At 62.5% G+C, this 16,807-nt stretch carries 20 protein-coding genes; 9 read left to right on the plus strand and 11 right to left on the minus strand.

The genetic code is table 11. From position 1 onward, the window contains the following. Positions 1-2 precede the first annotated feature (2 nt). The gene (locus tag AC5WEY_RS03810; RefSeq protein WP_495644754.1) at positions 3-464 is read left to right on the plus strand and encodes a DUF6194 family protein; all 462 of its coding nucleotides are present in this window, start codon (positions 3-5) and stop codon (positions 462-464) included. Here AC5WEY_RS03810 and AC5WEY_RS03815 read toward each other — a convergent pair whose 3' ends face one another. Continuing rightward, on the minus strand, positions 465-1,376 hold the full coding sequence (locus AC5WEY_RS03815; protein WP_495644755.1) for a transketolase family protein: 912 nt from the start codon (positions 1,374-1,376) through the stop codon (positions 465-467). Continuing rightward, positions 1,377-2,057, minus strand: a complete 681-nt coding sequence (locus AC5WEY_RS03820; RefSeq protein WP_495644756.1) for a thiamine pyrophosphate-binding protein — start codon at positions 2,055-2,057, stop codon at positions 1,377-1,379. Positions 2,058-2,223: 166 nt separating this feature from the next. Here AC5WEY_RS03820 and AC5WEY_RS03825 point away from each other — a divergent pair, with 166 nt between their 5' ends. From AC5WEY_RS03825 to AC5WEY_RS03855, 7 genes are all read left to right on the plus strand, one after another. Further along, on the plus strand, positions 2,224-2,595 hold the full coding sequence (locus AC5WEY_RS03825; protein ID WP_495644757.1) for a VOC family protein: 372 nt from the start codon (positions 2,224-2,226) through the stop codon (positions 2,593-2,595). 21 nt (positions 2,596-2,616) lie between these two features. Then, positions 2,617-2,937: a hypothetical protein gene (locus AC5WEY_RS03830; protein WP_495644758.1), complete on the plus strand. Its 321-nt coding sequence runs from the start codon at positions 2,617-2,619 to the stop codon at positions 2,935-2,937. Then, positions 2,930-3,448, plus strand: coding sequence for a putative immunity protein (locus AC5WEY_RS03835; protein WP_495644759.1), 519 nt, complete (start codon positions 2,930-2,932; stop codon positions 3,446-3,448). Before AC5WEY_RS03830 ends, AC5WEY_RS03835 begins: the two co-directional genes overlap by 8 nt. A gap of 40 nt (positions 3,449-3,488) precedes the next feature. Continuing rightward, positions 3,489-3,821 (plus strand): hypothetical protein, encoded by a 333-nt coding sequence (locus tag AC5WEY_RS03840; RefSeq protein ID WP_495644760.1) that lies wholly within the window; start codon positions 3,489-3,491, stop codon positions 3,819-3,821. 17 nt (positions 3,822-3,838) lie between these two features. Further along, positions 3,839-4,318, plus strand: coding sequence for a GNAT family N-acetyltransferase (locus tag AC5WEY_RS03845; protein WP_495644761.1), 480 nt, complete (start codon positions 3,839-3,841; stop codon positions 4,316-4,318). 121 nt (positions 4,319-4,439) lie between these two features. Then, positions 4,440-4,724: a DUF1490 family protein gene (locus tag AC5WEY_RS03850; protein ID WP_068049254.1), complete on the plus strand. Its 285-nt coding sequence runs from the start codon at positions 4,440-4,442 to the stop codon at positions 4,722-4,724. A 20-nt stretch (positions 4,725-4,744) separates the two neighbouring features. Next, positions 4,745-6,925 (plus strand): heavy metal translocating P-type ATPase, encoded by a 2,181-nt coding sequence (locus AC5WEY_RS03855; RefSeq protein ID WP_495644762.1) that lies wholly within the window; start codon positions 4,745-4,747, stop codon positions 6,923-6,925. On the opposite strand, the gene AC5WEY_RS03860 is transcribed toward AC5WEY_RS03855, so the two are convergent. The 3 genes from AC5WEY_RS03860 to AC5WEY_RS03870 form a co-directional block, all read right to left on the minus strand. Continuing rightward, positions 6,926-8,356, minus strand: coding sequence for a CoA transferase (locus AC5WEY_RS03860; protein WP_495644763.1), 1,431 nt, complete (start codon positions 8,354-8,356; stop codon positions 6,926-6,928). Between the two features lie 83 nt (positions 8,357-8,439). After that, positions 8,440-8,697 carry a DUF3297 family protein gene (locus AC5WEY_RS03865; RefSeq protein WP_495644764.1) on the minus strand — a complete coding sequence of 86 codons (258 nt, stop codon included), beginning with the start codon at positions 8,695-8,697 and terminating at the stop codon, positions 8,440-8,442. A gap of 164 nt (positions 8,698-8,861) precedes the next feature. Beyond that, entirely contained in the window at positions 8,862-9,092 is a 231-nt protein-coding gene (locus AC5WEY_RS03870) for a hypothetical protein (protein ID WP_057478312.1), read from the minus strand. A gap of 173 nt (positions 9,093-9,265) precedes the next feature. Between AC5WEY_RS03870 and AC5WEY_RS03875 the strand changes: the two genes are divergently transcribed. After that, complete coding sequence (locus AC5WEY_RS03875) at positions 9,266-9,802, plus strand: hypothetical protein (RefSeq protein WP_495644765.1); 537 nt, start codon at positions 9,266-9,268, stop codon at positions 9,800-9,802. On the opposite strand, the gene dnaB is transcribed toward AC5WEY_RS03875, so the two are convergent. From dnaB to rpsF, 6 genes are all read right to left on the minus strand, one after another. Further along, positions 9,799-11,973, minus strand: coding sequence for a replicative DNA helicase (dnaB, locus tag AC5WEY_RS03880; protein ID WP_495644766.1), 2,175 nt, complete (start codon positions 11,971-11,973; stop codon positions 9,799-9,801). The two genes, AC5WEY_RS03875 and dnaB, sit on opposite strands and share 4 nt — an antisense overlap. A gap of 522 nt (positions 11,974-12,495) precedes the next feature. Continuing rightward, a complete protein-coding gene (locus AC5WEY_RS03885) occupies positions 12,496-14,775 on the minus strand; it encodes a SulP family inorganic anion transporter (protein ID WP_495644767.1) in 2,280 nt (759 codons plus the stop codon). A 227-nt stretch (positions 14,776-15,002) separates the two neighbouring features. Further along, positions 15,003-15,458, minus strand: a complete 456-nt coding sequence (gene rplI, locus AC5WEY_RS03890) for a 50S ribosomal protein L9 (protein WP_057478316.1) — start codon at positions 15,456-15,458, stop codon at positions 15,003-15,005. A 15-nt stretch (positions 15,459-15,473) separates the two neighbouring features. Next, positions 15,474-15,716, minus strand: coding sequence for a 30S ribosomal protein S18 (gene rpsR, locus AC5WEY_RS03895; RefSeq protein WP_008711381.1), 243 nt, complete (start codon positions 15,714-15,716; stop codon positions 15,474-15,476). Between the two features lie 42 nt (positions 15,717-15,758). Continuing rightward, entirely contained in the window at positions 15,759-16,310 is a 552-nt protein-coding gene (locus AC5WEY_RS03900; RefSeq protein ID WP_032378699.1) for a single-stranded DNA-binding protein, read from the minus strand. Positions 16,311-16,367: 57 nt separating this feature from the next. After that, positions 16,368-16,655, minus strand: coding sequence for a 30S ribosomal protein S6 (gene rpsF, locus AC5WEY_RS03905; protein ID WP_008711385.1), 288 nt, complete (start codon positions 16,653-16,655; stop codon positions 16,368-16,370). Positions 16,656-16,807: the final 152 nt, after the last annotated feature.

Consider the following 16,807-nt stretch of genomic DNA (forward strand, 5'->3'; position numbering starts at 1 on the left):
GCATGACACTCGACGACATCGTGAATCTGGTCGGCAGCTTCGACGGCACGTTGGCGCAGCAGCCCCGAGAGGGTGATGGAACTCCGGAACTCGCCTGGGGCGATGTGTTCTTCTACTACTCGCCGGACGGGACCGTTCCGACGTCCACCCAGCCGTTCGCAACCATCGTGACGAAGAACTATCCCGGTGACGAGTTGTCGCGGCTGGACCGTGCCGGCGCGTTCCGCGTCAATGTCGTTGCGGGAAAGCAGGAATTCGAGCGACTCTTGGGAGTGCCCCCACGCGACGCAGCCCACGCACCCCAGGCCGACACCGACGACATCCTTGCCGCCCACCCTCAGTACGGCACTGCCGGCTGGTTGTCGGTGGTCAACCCGTCTTCGCAGACCGAAACCCTGATCGAAGAACTCCTCGAGTCTGCTTACAGCCTCGCAAAGGCCAGGTACGAGCGTCGCCAACACTGATCAGTCGAAGAACTCGTCCATCGATCGGGAGAGCCCCTCGATGTCGAGGCCGTTGGCTCGGTCGTGTTGGGCCACCGTTCCGTACTTCCTACGCTCTCCGGGCTCCACCCCGATCCCCAACGCTCGATGCCGCACATCCGTGAGAGCCCGATCGATTTGGGACACAGAGGTTCCCGCGAGATATGGCTCGACGATCATGACGTCCGGCGCAGTCAGCGTTTCTCGGAGAGTCGTACCGTCGAAGGGCCTGATCGTCGACGCGTGCAGCACGGTCACGTCACGTCCACGGGCCGCGGCCAGGACCCGGTCCGTCATCGGACCGACCGAGATCACTGTGCCCGAATTACCCTGTTGCAGAACGGTCATCGAACCGTCGGGGTCAGCGTGAGAACGATCGTTCGAGATGCCGTCGAGCCTGATGTAGACGCGATTATCGGATGCAACCGACTTACGCAACATCCATTCGACCTCGTCGACGTGCCCGGGCACGTGCACCGTCCACCCGTCCAGGGTGTCCAATAGTGCGACATCGCGTTGACCGAAGTGCGTCTCACCGCCCTGTGGCCATCCGTAGGAGCCGCCCGAGCTGACCAGGACCGCGCCGACATCCTGATGTCCCAGATCGAGTTTCACCTGCTCGAAGGGCCTTTCGATGAGGAACGGCGAAAAGGTATGCACGATCGGGCGGAGACCCGCGAGCGCCATTCCGCCCGCGACACCAATCATTGCCTGCTCTCGAATGCCCACGTTCACCACGCGCGATCGGATGTCAGAGGTAAGGTGCGGCTCGAGATAGGCGACGCCGATCTCGGCCAACACCAACACAACTCGCTCGTCCTGCACCAACAACTCCGGCAGCAGTCGGTAGAAGGACTCGCGTTGATCCGCGGTCCTCTTCATCGTCGACGTCATTCAGTTCTCCTTCTTCTCCACGTGGGCGACCACTACGTGCGGCCGGTCGCCGTGATCGATACGAAACGCCCGCCGGAGCGCACTGTGGTCTCTCCCGTCGACATCGGCGGTCGACCACCCTTCGACGGCGAAACGCGAGGCAATGCCGCCGGGCCAACCCAAGCCTGCAGAATCGTTGTCGATCACTACTGTTGTCAGGTTGCCCAACTTGGATCGGCCGGCGAATTGAATGGCTTCCATGTTGCTGCCCTCGTCGAGCTCGGCGTCACCGATCAGTACGAACACCTGAGCCTGGCTTCGCTGAATCTGCAGCGCCACAGCGGTTCCGGCTGCCAGCGCCAGACCATGACCGAGCGATCCCGATCCGATGTCGACCCCGGGAATCAGCGTCCGGTCAGGATGATTGCCCAGCAATGAGTCGTAGCTGCCGAACGATGCAAGCTCGTCCGGCGTCAAGAATCCCCGTGCTGCGAGCACTGCGTAGTACACCATCGGACCGTGTCCCTTGGAGAGGTAGAACCGGTCCCGCTCTGGATCGTGGGGATTCGCCGCGTCGACACGGAGAATGTCGGAGTACAGCACCCACAGCACATCGAGTGTGGAAGTGGCACTGCTGCCGTGTTTTTCGTCGCCGGTCATCAGCGTCATGAGTTGGGGTAACTCGTCGAAAGTCATCTGCATGACTCCACCTTGCAACCTCGAGTGCACTCGAGGTCAAGAGCGCCGTAGCCCTTCGGCAGTGCGCCTCTGACGTGGCGGTGCTGTAGCCGAGCGCAATCCAAGTCACCCCGTACGACAAAGTCCACAATCCTGGTCCTTGCGCTGGGGGTCACCGTATTCTCATGACATGTCGCGCCCGCATCTAGACATAGCAGGAATATCCATCGACTGCAGCGAGCCGGGTGAGCTCGCTCGCTTCTATCTCGCACTTCTGGGCGGCACGCTGTTGTGGGAGAACCAATCGAGCTGTGGAATTCGCACGCAGACGGGCCTGAATTTCGTTGCGCAGAAGATTGCGAACTACACCCCTCCCGTTTGGCCATCGGCGTCGATCGTGCACTTCGATCTCGATGCGGGAGTGAGCCTCGCAGAATCCATCGCCTATGCAGTCGAATGTGGGGCAACAGAAGCAGCGGAGCAACCGGACCCGCGGTGGAGGGTTCTCCTCGACCCCGCCGGCCACCCCTTCTGCATCACCACCGAGGTGTACGACGGTTGACGTGCGCAATAGCCTGAGACGGTGCGCAATCTCGTCATCCTCCCGCTTCTGTTCGGATTCATCGTCGGGTTGGCTCCACTGGGCTGGTACTTGATCGGCGACTGGACCACGGACCTGGACGACGTCGTCTATCAGGGTTCATACGAGCCCCTCGAGGGCGTGACGATGAGCCGTGGCTATTCCACCGATTTGGGAAGGGATCTCAACTACGACCCCTTGATCCTTCGCTCTGCGTGGCCATATCTGGTCCCTGTCGCGACCGGAGCCCTGGGCGCATTGACCGGATTCGTTCTCGGACGATTCGGATTCATGTTGACTCGCAACTGGATCCGCGATGCCTGAGGTGGATGAACCCCCCGAAGTGGAGTTGAGTCTCGACGACATTCGGCACGTGGCCGCCTTCGCAACTGCGTGTGCTCGTCATGCCCTGCCGATTTTCGAGGCCTCACACCCGAACGATCTCCGGCCGCGTTCGGCGATCGACGCTGCCGGGTCGTTCGTCAAGACCGGCCATCGAACGGCGGAGTTACGCCGGCTCGCCTGGGAGGCACACAAGGCCGCCCGCGAAATCGCGGAGTCTACGGCGACCGACGCCGCCCTTGCTGCCATGCACGCCGCGGGTGCCGCCTTTCTCCATCCGCTGTACAACCCTCATCAGGTCAAACACATACTCGGATCTGCCGTCCATCTCGTGCTCACCGACCCCAAAGCTGTTGCAGAGCAGATCGAATGGATCGACTCACGAGCCGATGCAACATTCCGGTCGGTCCTTCGACGGTTCCCAACACCGGTCGCAGGGCGCACCACGTTCGGCAAACTACTGGTACAGCTCGATCTCGAATTGCGTCGCTGAGCCATTGCCCTGATCCATCGGCGATGACAGCATGGAACACATGAGTCGACGTCCGTGGGTCCGGTACCTGTACGTCGCATGGATGGCCTGGATTGCGTTCATTCTGATTTCCGACGTGATCTCAGAACCCTCGACCTGGGACTGGGTCCAGCTGGCAGTTGCGGGTGTAGCCATCCCTTTGCTGGTGTACAGCCATCTGCGCCCCGAAGGAGCCAGCGTCGACACGATCGGACCCGAGGCTGTACCCGCCGAGGACGTCGACGCGGTTGTCGCAGAATCCGGCCGGACTGTCTACGCCATCACAGCGCTACGAGAGATGCATCCCGGTCTCGGCTTGCTCGATGCCAAGAGACTTGTACAACCGGAGAACTGACTGCTCGAGGAGTCCCTATGCCCGGCACACGTGACGTGAAGGATTCCGGCGGGTTCCTCGAGGCCGCGAACCTGTTGGTCGATTTCAATCGCGAGTACGACGACCCAGCACCGGAGCCCGAATGGCTTGCACGCCATTTGAACGGTCTGGTCACATCCGGCGACACCAGCGTGCTGACATTCGGGACTCCCGCCATCGGCGTGGCGGTTCTGCGATTTCGGATCGGAACGTGGAGCGCCGACATCGAGGCCTATCTCGCCGAGTTCTATATTCAGCCTGCCCACCGCGGTAAGGGCTATGGCACAACCTTTCTCGACGACGTCATCGACCATGTCCGGACCCGAGGTGCTACCTACATCGACCTCAACACCTCCGAAGACGACGAGGCAGCTCGCCATGTGTACGAGAAGCGAGGCTTCGACTGCCACGAGGGTCGCGGCGAGGGACCGAAGGCTCTCTATTACGAACTCGAGCTCGAATCGGGCGGGGTCGCCTGACGTGCTCACGCTGCGTTATCTGCTCGACGAGGTGTCTGCGAACCCCGGAGTCGCCACTGCCGAGCAAAACGAATATGATTCCCAATAAGTGGGTGTCGGTTCGAAATCGAGGAGCTAGAACATGGCGTTTCCGATCATCGTCGCGAAGGCAGTATCGACGGTCGTGACAGGCGCAGTCGGCGTCGCCGCGTACAACGGAGCCAAGAAGCTGTACGACAAGGCTCCCGTCCGCAAGGCTGCTGTGTCTGCGACCGAGCTCGGTCTGCGCGCCGCACGGAAGGCCGAAATCCACGCCGAGTCCGCACGATTGGCCGTCTCCGATGTAGTCGCTGAGGCCCGCGACCGTCTCGGCGAGGAAGTACCGCCGCCGTCGGCCACCGAAGTCGGCCACGGGCACTCACACTGACCCCGGCGGTAAGCCAACTCATGACGACGCTTGTCGAACACTCTCTCGATACGGCTCCCGTCCCGGCGGACGGCATCGAAATACTCTCCGACGCTGCAGGCCGCATGCGGCTTCGAGTCGACTGGCTGCGATCGAGCCCGGGCCGCGCAGTTGCCGTCGAAGACCACGTCGACAAGATTCGCGGCGTGCGAGCCGTCCACGCGTACCCGCGAACGGCATCGGTCGTCGTCTGGTACTCACGGTCGAGAATCGACAGAGCCGAGCTGTTCGACGCGATCACCGCAGGCCGCACCACGAACTGGGGACTCGTGCCCGTCCGTAGCCCTCGTTCCACCGACGTCACCAGCGGCGATGTGCTGCGGATGGCCATCGGTGGCGCTGCGCTTGTCCTGCTCGGCTTTCGCCGCTACGCCTTCAGACGGCCACCGCTCCTCGGCCCCACCAGCCGTGTCGTAGCCACTGGAGCGACCATCTTCACCGGCTACCCGTTCCTGAAGGGAGCACTGCGCTCGCTGGCCGGAAACGGGTCCGCAGGCACCGATGCTCTCGTCAGCGCAGCAACCGTGGCAAGTCTCGTCCTCCGCGAGAATGTCGTCGCACTGACGGTGCTGTGGCTGCTCAACATCGGTGAGTACCTGCAGGACCTGACGCTCAGGCGCACTCGCCGCGCAATATCCGATCTGCTGACCGGCACTCAGGACACCGCATGGATCCGCCTGCCCGACGGTTCCGAGATCTCCGTCGACGTCGATCGGCTCGAGGTCGGCGACGAGGTTGTGGTGCACGATCACGTCGGCGTTCCAGTGGACGGCACAGTGGTCGACGGTGATGCGGTGGTCGATCAGTCGGCGATCACCGGGGAGACGTTGCCGGTGACGATCGCCGTCGGCGACCGGATCCACGCCGGATCCGTCGTTGTTCGTGGCCGCATAGTGATCCGCGCGTCCGCAGTGGGCCGAGACACCACGATCGGTCGGATCATCTCCCGCGTCGAGGAGGCGCAGGAAGACCGAGCCCCGATTCAGACTGTGGGAGAAAACTTCTCACGACGCTTCGTACCCGCATCGTTCATCCTGTCGGCCCTGACACTCGTCGTCACCCGGGACGTTCGACGCGCAATGACCATGCTGTTGGTCGCCTGCCCGTGCGCGGTAGGACTGTCGACGCCCACGGCAATCAGCGCCGCCATCGGCAACGGTGCTCGCCGAGGGATTCTGATCAAGGGTGGGTCGCATCTGGAACAGGCCGGCCGGGTCGACGCCTTCGTGTTCGATAAGACCGGCACCCTCACCGTCGGTCGCCCCGTCGTCACCAATGTCGTGTCCTTCCAGGATGACTGGGAGCCGGAGCAGGTACTCGCGTACGCGGCCAGTTCTGAGATCCACTCACGGCATCCACTGGCCGAAGCCGTGATTCGTAGTACCGAGGAACGTCATATCGTCATTCCTCCGCACGAGGAATGCGAAGTGCTCGTCGGACTCGGCATGCGTACCGTCGCAGACGGACGCACCCTTCTGCTGGGTAGCCCCTCCCTACTGCGTGGGGAGAATGTCTTGGTCTCCGAGCATGCGGCCGACTGGGTTTCGCGATTGCAGCGTGAGGCCGAGACACCACTACTGCTAGCGGTCGACGGCGTGCTGGTGGGGTTGATCAGCCTCCGCGACGAGGTTCGGCCCAATGCCCTCGAAGTACTCGATGCGCTCCGCGCCGACGGAGTCGAACGCATCGTCATGCTCACCGGTGACCATCCCGAGACGGCAGCGGCGGTCGCTGCAGAACTGGGTATCGCCGAGTGGCGGGCCGAGGTGATGCCCGACGACAAGCTCGAAGCGGTACGCGCACTGCAAGAAGAGGGCTACGTTGTCGCGATGGTCGGCGACGGCACCAACGATGCCCCCGCCCTCGCGGTTGCGGATATCGGAATCGCAATGGGGTTGGCGGGCACCGATGTTGCTGTCGAAACCGCCGACGTTGCACTGGCCAGCGACGATCTGGCCCGGTTGCTCGACGTCCGTGATCTAGGTCGACATTCGGTATCCGTCATCCGGCAGAACTACGGAATGTCGATCGCCGTCAACGCTCTCGGCCTCGTGGTCAGCGCGGGCGGTGCACTGTCTCCGGTGCTCGCCGCGATATTGCACAACGCGTCCTCGGTCGCGGTGGTGGGCAACAGTTCCCGTTTGATCCGGTATCGAATCTGATCACCACTGCAGCGGTGAGCTCCCCAACGGACGCGGCGCTCCCCACACCGGCGTGGGTACGTCGCTGAACGCCAAGGGAAGCACCGGTTCCGTGATCGGCCCGAACGGAGAGTCGACAGTCACCAGGTCGATGTTCGGCCGGCTCGGACGGGGGAGTGCGGCCACATCGTCTTGATCGAACAGGCCGAGATCCTGTACCCACATGCACACCCGAGCGAGATTGATGCGTACCCGCCAGGAACCGCCCGTGATCGCACGACGACGCAGCGCCGCCACTGTTCCCGCCGCACTCAGGTACGCGGCAAGGTAGTCGTTGAGTAGGTGGGTAGGCGGAAGTGACGGGCGACCGTCGAAGTTCTCGGAGTCCGCGAAACCCGTTGCAGAGCAGGCTAGTTGATCGAATCCACCGCGTTCGCCCCAGGGGCCGTCCGCGCCCCAGCAGTGATACTCGCACACCACCACACCTGGACGGAGTGCAGCCAGGTCGTAGGCACCGAACCCACGCCGATCCATGCCGCGATAGGAATCGACCACGACATCGGCTCCAGCGCAGAGCCTCCGGAACGCTGCACTCTGTTCTGCATTCCTCAGATCGGCGAATGCGTTCCGCTTCCCTCCTCCCGTCGTTGCCACCATGGCAATAGGATCGGGCAAGTCTGGCCTGGACACATGCATCACGTCGGCACCGAACGCTGCCAGCAAACGCGTCGAGACCGGCCCGGCGATCACGTGGGTGAGATCTGCCACCCGAAGTGCACTCAGCGGTGGCCAATCCGAACCGCCGGGCAGTGCCTCGCGCGGCCCCGGACCGATCTGCTCGAGTTCGATCACCCCTCGTCCGAGCAGATACCGGGCCACGTCCGTCGCACGCCACTCCTCGGTGCTGCGGACGACGGCAGCGACGCCCCCACTGGCACTCACCGCGTCCTCCAGCGCGTAGGCGTCCCAATGAGCCGCTGCCTCGGCGATGCGCTCGGGAAACGGAGGGCAGTTCAGCACCCGACACACGGCGTCACGGAGACCGGCGTAGGTGGTGATCAGGAAGATCCATCGACCGTCACGACACTGATAAAAGTCGTTGTTGCCCAGCGCACGAGGGTCTTCGGTCAGATGCGCCGCAGGAACGCCCGCAACAGTGGTGAGGTAGGCGGCGCGGAGTTGATCGATCGCGTCTTCCACCTTCACCGTTACGGTCTGCGGCTCGCGCCCGGCATCCTCCGCAACCCCTGCGATCTGCAGTCCGAACGACGCAATCGCGGCCGCGGTCGCGTCGGCGAGTCGATGTGGCGACGGGACGAGTGGATCACTACCCACTACGGTCGCGCGGGACCGAATCGGGTGCCCTTCGACTGCGAGCAGCGTATCGAGTTCGTTTATTACAGAATCGGTTCGAACGCCGTCGACCGCGTCGCGCAAGTAGGTGTTCGTCATACATCCACCATTGCGTGGACGTACTCGCCTGGCATGCGTCTACGTATATCCGTAAGTTTTTGACCTCGAACGCCAGCAGTGCGCTATTTTGCGTCGCGGAAGTACGGTTCGACCGTGCCCTTGAGCTTGACGAGCATAGGATTTCCGTAGCGGTCCTTCGCGGTCGGGACTTCGACTCGTACCCAGCCTTCCGTCACGTTGTATTCACGAATACTCGTCTTCTCGACGCCGTTGAAGCGAATACCCACGTCGCGGCGAAGGACCTCTTCGTTGTAGAAGGTGCTGCGCGGATCGATGGAGAGATGGTTCGGTGGAACGTCTGCGTTCTGGTCCTCGGGCATGGATCACTTCCGTTGAATGATGCGTCGGGTGCTCGGTTCGATTCTCAGCGAGAATACGCGACCCAACGTTGGACCAGCGCCGTTGGTGTTGGTTAGCGACCTCGGAGATGCTGTCCGCGCAGGCGCACAGAGCAAAAGTGATTCTCAGACAATGGAAGCCCAGATCAGCCGAGAAGGGCTGCGGGGGAGGCGCAGCCGACACTGCCCATGATCGTGCAGTGACCCGGTAGGAAGATTCGGATGATGTCGTCGACCTGCTCGACAGTCAGACCCGACGATCCGAACGTCGGTGGCACCGGGTCGCTGGGAGCAGCGGATGCGGAGGGGGCTGCGCCCAGCATTGCCACAGCAACGAAGCTGGATACGACCAGGGTGCGCACGCGGTTCGATTTCATGTTCGGCCTCTCGTCGGATTGGTGGCGTAACCATAAACCGAACGATAGGTTTGTTCAACCCCTGTTCGCACGCGAGCGAGGGCTGATCGCTGCCGGTGTTCCCCGTTGTTCCGCCGGACAGTTGGGATAAAGCCCGTTGACGGTCGACGCCGGACGAGCGCAGACTCGGGTTCATGGATCTCGAGCACCTCGTCGTCGCCGTCGGCGACCTCGTCATCGGACGCGGCACACTGGTGGCGGACTCCGATGGTTCGCTGTTCATCGAACCCGATACACCCGGTCGGGCGCCGGAATCCTCGAGTATGGCGCGGCTACCGTTGATCGGCTCCGATCTCGATGCCTCCTCGGCCGGCAACCTGGTTGCCATTCGCGGAACCTTCCGGGCGGACGGAATTCATCTGCGCGACATCAGGATCGTCGAGGCAACCCCGTTTCCCGGCGCGCCCACACTGAGAATTCCTGGACCACTCCACACCAACTGGACTCGCGCGGACGTACTCGACACAGTCGAACATGACATGCCGGCAGGAAACGAACTGCTGGCCGGTAGCGGCGGGACAAGGAATCCCGACGGGTCGGACACGTTCACGCTCTTCTTCCTGTACATCGACGACGCGGCCGCCGCCTGGCTACGCCGTCCTCACCCCGGCCCGATCGACGTGTGGACCGCACTGACCAAAGATCTGCGGTCGCCCGACCGATCCGACTAGCCCCGCGCCATGTCCACGAATCTCGACAGGTGAAGCTGGTGTGCCACAGTGATTGTCGCGGTCGGACCGTTTCGGTGCTTGCCGAGGATCAGGTCGGCCTCACCGCCGCGGGGGTCGTCGCGCTCGATCGCGTCGGGGCGGTGCAACAGAATCACCATGTCGGCGTCCTGCTCCAGTGATCCCGACTCACGGAGGTCGGAGACCATCGGCTTCTTGTCGGTTCGCTGCTCGGGACCACGGTTGAGCTGACATACCGCTACCACCGGGCACTCGAGTTCCTTGGCCAACAGCTTGAGCTGACGGGAGAAGTCCGAGACCTCCTGCTGACGGGATTCGACTTTCTTGCCCGACGACATCAGCTGAAGGTAGTCCACCACAATGAGTTTGAGTCCGTTGCGCTGCTTCAGGCGTCGAGCCTTCGCACGGATCTCCATCATCGTCAGGTTCGGCGAATCGTCGACGAAGAGCGGTGCTTCGCTGATCTCGCTCATGCGACGGGCCAGCTTGGTCCAGTCGTCGTCGGTCATCTTTCCCGAACGCATGTCACCGAGCTTGATCTTCGCCTCGGCGGACAACAGTCGCATGACGATCTCGGTGCGACTCATTTCCAGGGAGAAAATGACACTGGGCATACCGTGCTTGATGGAGCACGAACGCATGAAATCCATTGACAGCGTTGAATTGTGGGTAGGAATCATAGACTCGCTGGCGAGATACAGGTGCTCCGAGTTGTCCACCTCCACACAGCGGACCGGAACCGAATCGACGCGACGAACGTCGACGATGAATCGGGATCCCGACCTCACGGTAGACCCGGCAGCGCAACGTTCCTTGTGCAGTATCTGCTTCCGGTGCAGACCGAACACGACATCGTCCGTCGCGAACGACGAACCAGACCAGACATAGCCGAGTGAGACGACCAATTCACTCAGACCGCTCAATGGTGCGACCTCAATGGATCCGTCGTCTGCAACCGAACCCGCGGTGTCCAGAATGCCGGCGAGGAGCTCACGTCGCTGGCTCTCCGACGCGCGGAGGTAGCGATCGGGAACAGCGTCGAACTCCGCTTCCACTCGCGCCGCAATTTCCGCGTCCGTTCCCGGCAGCCCGCCGCCGAGGGCAACGCCCGCCACGTAGGGGGGCACCGGAAAGGAGACAGCGGGTTGCTGAATGGCCACTGCGTTCCGGACGGAATGACCGCCGGTGGCACAGATCTGCTCGGTCGTGAACACGCCAGAGAGACCGGCACTCTCGGTCAACCACTGATGCTCTGCGTCGGCGACGATGACTGTGCCGTCGGAGAATTCGACTTCGTAGCAGGGTCGATCGAGCATGACGTCCGTGGCAGCCACAACGCGCGTCGGCATCCCGTGCGCATCGATGAGGTGGTCACCCACGGCCACCTCGCCCATCGTGGTCCAGCCGTCGGGCGTCGGAAGTCGCGTGTCGAGAGCAAGCGCCTTACCTACGCCAGGTCTCGCCGCCACGATGATCATCTGACCAGGGTGAAGACCGTTGGTGATTTCGTCGAGTTCGGCGAATCCGGTCGGCACACCGAGGGAGATACCGCCACGGCTGGCGATGGAGTCGATCTCGTCCATCGTGGGCTGCAGCAGCTCTTCCAAGGGCAGGAAGTCCTCGGACGTCCGTCGCTCGGTGACCTCGTAGACCTCGGCCTGCGCTCGGTCGACGACCTCGGCGACGTCCTGACCATCGGCTCCGGCGTAGCCGAACTGCACGATGCGGGTACCGGCCTGCACGAGGCGGCGCAGAATCGACTTCTCGGCGACGATCTCGGCGTAGTAGCCGGCGTTGGCCGCCGTAGGCGTCGTCTGAGTCAGCGTGATCAGGTACGGCGGACCGCCGATGCGCTTCAGCTCGCCGCGTCGATCCAATTCGGCCGAGACGGTCACCGGGTCGGCGGGCTCGCCGCGGCTGTAGAGGTCGAGAATCGCGTCGTACACGTTCTGGTGGGCCGGTCGATAGAAGTCACCCGGCCGAAGCACTTCGAGCACGTCGGCAATGGCGTCCTTGCTCAGCAACATTCCGCCCAGGACGGACTGCTCGGCGGCCATGTCCTGCGGGGGCTGGCGACCGAAATCCTCACCGGGTCCCTCGCTGGAAGAGGAACCGGAGTAGTCGGACTGTCCTCGATCGTCCACAACTGCCACGCGAACCGGCCGTCCTCTCCCCAATAGTCTTCAGCACCCCGAATACCACCCGAGCGTGCGCTCGAGCAAGTTCTACCCCCGGGCACCGACAGGTACTGATCGACACCGGATTCACACCATCTCGTCGCCTTTGCGGGGCATCGAGAGAGACGCTGCACGGACGTTAAGCGCTATCGGCAGGAGTCACAACACGGCCTGTGCATGAAGCTGTGGACGAAATGTGGATGAGCTTGAACAACGGTGTTGACCACCTGGGGATAACCTGGGTATAACTTTCACAGTTTCGGCTGTTCAGCCTGGTCGAAGGGTGTACATAAAGTTTTCTTCCTGTGCATTGATTCTGGATCGGCGTGTCGGCCGAATTGACAGCTCGGGCGTGTTGAGTAAATAGCGGGTGAACCCGAGGGTGAACCAGGTCACATGGACTGGGATTGCTCACAGAAACAGACCACTCTCCCGTTTCACCAGAAGGGGTCCGATTCCAGGCTGGGAATCGGACCCCTCGTTACTGCCGGTCAGACGTCATGCATCGCGCTTCTGCGGGCAGTCGGCCGGATCCAGCACGGTGACCTCCTTGGTGCCGATCTGGAGCACCCGAGCCGTTGGAATGTCGAAGAACAATCCGGTGATGTGCAAGCGCCCCTCGGCATTGGCTCGACCCACCACGCGGTGACGAGTGAGCGTCTGCAGCTGTACGGCCACGTTCACCATGGCGAGTTGATCCGCTTCACCGAAGCCGAGCTCTGCGGCCTGACGGCCCACCACGTGCCCGCTGCGGTACGCGTCCACACTCGCCACCGCGTGCCCCAGCCACTCCGCCACGGACTCGTCGGCGGCATTCTCCGGCCCACTCAGTACCGCTTTCATGGCACCGCAGCCCGAGTGTCCGCACACCACAACCGACGAAGTGCCCAACTGATCGACACCGAACGCCAGCGCAGCCTCCACCGAGCAATCCTGCCCCTTGGCGGGAACGAGATTGCCCATGTTGCGGACCGTGAACAGATCGCCCGGCCCGCTGCTGGTGATCGTATTGGGCATGACACGCGAATCGACACAGCAGAGAAAAAGCGTGTCCGGATCCTGGGTGTCGGTCAAACCCTCGAGGTGCGGACGAATATTGGGGGCATGGGTGCGGTGATATTCGGCCACTCCGCTCATCACCGCCCGTAGCGCTACCGGCGAATCCTCCTGCGCATCATCACTCTTGAGCTGCCACGCGCGCCACGGAGCCAACGAGCTGCGCACCGTCGCAGACCCGCGCTTGGGCGGACCCTCGGCCGCTGCGGCCATCGACGCCGTGCCCACTTCCTCGACTTTCACTGTGCCGCCACCGAGTTCGTGCTGACGTATCCACTCGTTCAGGGCGTCGTGCACCGCGTGGTCGAGGAAGTCCACTCCCAGATGCACGGTGACGGCGGTTCCGGCGGGGACGGTGGACAGAACATGCGTCAATCGGGGAAGCGCCAGAAAGCTCAACGACCCCTCGGTGGTGACGCGCCAGGTGCCGTCGACCGTTTCCTCTGCGCGGACCTTCGCCCACACCACACGGCGCAGCACGAGAATGATCGACAGCGCCAATCCGATGAGGACGCCCTCGAGCAGATTGAGTGCCACCACACCGACGACGGTGACCGCGTAGACCGCGATGTCACCGGTCTTGTTCGCAATCTTGATGTCCGCCAACTTGATCAGCTGCACACCGATCATCACCAGCAATCCGGCAAGGGCAGCGAACGGCACCAGCTCGACGATCGAGATGAACAGCACCGAGAAGATCAAAATCCACACGCCGTGCAGAATCGCCGACGCACGAGACTTGGCACCGACCTTGACGTTGGTGGCACTACGCACGATGACGCCGGTGATCGGCAGACCACCGATGGCACCGGAAGCCATGTTGCCCGCACCCTGTGCCATCAATTCTCGGTCGAAGTTGGTGCGTTCACCACTGTGCATCTTGTCGACGGCCACCGCGGAGAGCAGGCTCTCGACACTCGCAATCAACGCGATGGTGATGACACCGGTCACGAAGGCGCTCCACTGCCCGTCGGGCATGACGGGGAAGCTCAACGCGTCGATCAGGTTGCCCGGCAATTCGATTCGCTCGACATCGAGGGAGAACAAGATCGACACCCCGGTCGCACTCACCACTGCGACGAGTGCGGCGGGAACCTTGGCCACCTTCGCCACCATGCCGGACAGCTGGGCCAACCGGGGCCAGGCAAACATGAGCACGACCACGATTCCGCCGACGATGATCGACGGCCATTGGCCGTTCGCGACGGACGTGGGAATTGCGAGGATGTTCTGCACGGCCGAGCTCTCGGACTCGCCTCCCAGGAGTACGTGAATCTGTTGCAGCGCAATGGTTATGCCGATTCCGGCAAGCATGGCATGCACTACCACTGGCGAAATTGCCAGCGCGCTACGCGCAATTCGGCTCATTCCCAACAGGATCTGCACGGCACCGGCCAGAACTGTGATGGCACACGTGATGCCCCATCCGAACTGGTTGACCAACTCGGCAACCACCACCGTCAGACCCGCGGCGGGGCCACTGACCTGCAGTGGTGATCCGCCGAGGATGCCGGCGAGAATGCCGCCGACCACAGCGGCGATGAGGCCGGCCATGATCGGGGCACCCGAGGCGACGGCGATCCCGATCGAAAGTGGCACTGCCACAAGGAAAACGACCAAAGAGGCCGGGAGATCGTACTTCATTATCGACCCGATCCGAGACTGTGGCTCGGATCGGGTCTTCGGGCTGGGTTCCGAGTCGTGCTCTGCTGTCGTGGTCACGGCAGTTCCTCCGGGCGTCTAGGCGTCAGGTCGGTCGATCATGTTCCGGCGTCGAACGTCGCCCCCACGTAAAGGTTACGCAAACCTTCGCTAAAGATGTCATCGAGAGAGATCCTTCACAAATTGGAACCCATTGGGACAGTTGATCTTTGTGAGAAGACACGAAAAAGCCCCACGAACCGGAGTTCGTGGGGCTTTGCTCGACCGAAACGGGCCGAAAGCTGAAATCAGCTTCCGACGACCTCCAGCTTGAACTTGGCGGTCACGTCGGGGTGCAGGTTCACGACGATGTCGTGCTTGCCCGTGGTCTTGACGTGAGCCTTCGGCAGATCGATGCTGCGCTTGTCGACAACCGGTCCGCCGGCAGCCTTGAGTGCAGAAGCGACGTCCGACGCGGTGACCGAGCCGAACAGCTTGCCCGAGTCGCCCGCGGTCTTGACAGACAGCGTGACGGACTCGAGGCCCTCGATGGCCTGCTTGAGCTCGTTGGCGTGCTCGAGGCCGCGCACGGCCCGAGCTTCCTGAGCTCGGCGAATGCCGTCGACCTGCTTCTGAGCTCCACGGGTGGCCTGGATGGCCAATCCGCGGGGCAGCAGGAAGTTACGGCCGTAGCCGTCCTTGACCTCTACGGTGTCGCCAGGCGCACCGAGGTTGTCCACATCAGCGGTGAGGATCAGTTTCATACCAATCGCCCCTTTCTATCGAGCCGTCGCGGCGTAAGGCAGCAGTGCTACCTCACGCGAGTTCTTCACGGCAACGGCCACGTCACGCTGATGCTGGACGCAGTTGCCGGTGACACGGCGAGCGCGGATCTTTCCGCGATCGCTGACGTACTTACGCAGCAACGTCGTGTCCTTGTAATCGATCGACGCGTTCTTTTCCTTGCAGAAGGAACACGCTTTCTTCTTGAGCACCTTGTCGCGCAATGGCGGTTTGGGCATGGGTCTTTCTCCGTTACATCTGGTTGTTCTCGATCGAAGGATCTAGAACGGTGGCTCTTCGTCTCCGCCACGTCCGCCGAAGGAGCCCGACGCCGCCGGGGCACTGCCCCAGGGATCGTCTCCACCGGAACCGGAGTTGGACGAGGAGTTCGAGCGGCCGCCGCTCGATCCGCCGGAGGAACCGGAGCCGGAGCCGGAATTGAAGCCGCCTCCGCCGCCACCTCCACCGCGGTTGGCCTTGTTGACCTTTGCGGTGGCGTAGCGGAGTGAAGGTCCGATCTCGTCGACCTCGAGCTCGACGACTGTCCGCTTCTCACCCTCACGCGTTTCGTACGAACGCTGCCGCAACCGTCCGCTCACGATGACTCGTGAGCCTCGGGTCAAGCTCTCGGCAACGTTCTCCGCTGCCTCGCGCCAGATGTTGCAGCGCATGAAGAGCGCGTCGCCGTCTTTCCATTCGTTCGTCTGACGATCGAATGTGCGCGGGGTCGATGCAACCGTGAAGTTGGCAACCGCCGCACCGGCGGGGGTGAATCGAAGTTCTGGATCAGCCGTCAAGTTTCCGATGACGGTGATGACGGTCTCGCCTGCCATGGTTCCTCTTTCAGTAGTAAGCGTTGTAGATGCCAGCCTAGAGGCGGGCAACGACAATTACTTGCCCTGTCGCAGGACCTTCGTGCGCAACACGGACTCGTTGAGTCCGAGCTGACGATCCAGCTCGCTGACGGTGGCAGGCTCGGCGTTGAGGTTCACAACGGCGTAGATGCCCTCGGCATGCTTGAGGATCTCGTAAGCCAGACGACGCTTGCCCCACACATCGACCTTGTCGACGGTGCCGCCATCCTTGCGAACGACGTTGAGGAACGTATCGAGCGACGGAGCGACAGTGCGCTCGTCCAGATTGGGGTCGAGAATGACCATCAATTCGTAATGACGCATAAGACCTCATCACCTCCTGTGGACTAGTGAAAACGGCCACGGACTATCCGTGGCAGGAGGGTCGTTGCGTCAGCAACCCCTCGAAGATACACGACAGGGCGCTGACCTGCTAATTCCTGCTGGGCGTACAGGCCGGTGTGCAAGCGTCATAG

The organism is Rhodococcoides sp. S146-33, from assembly GCF_059489205.1.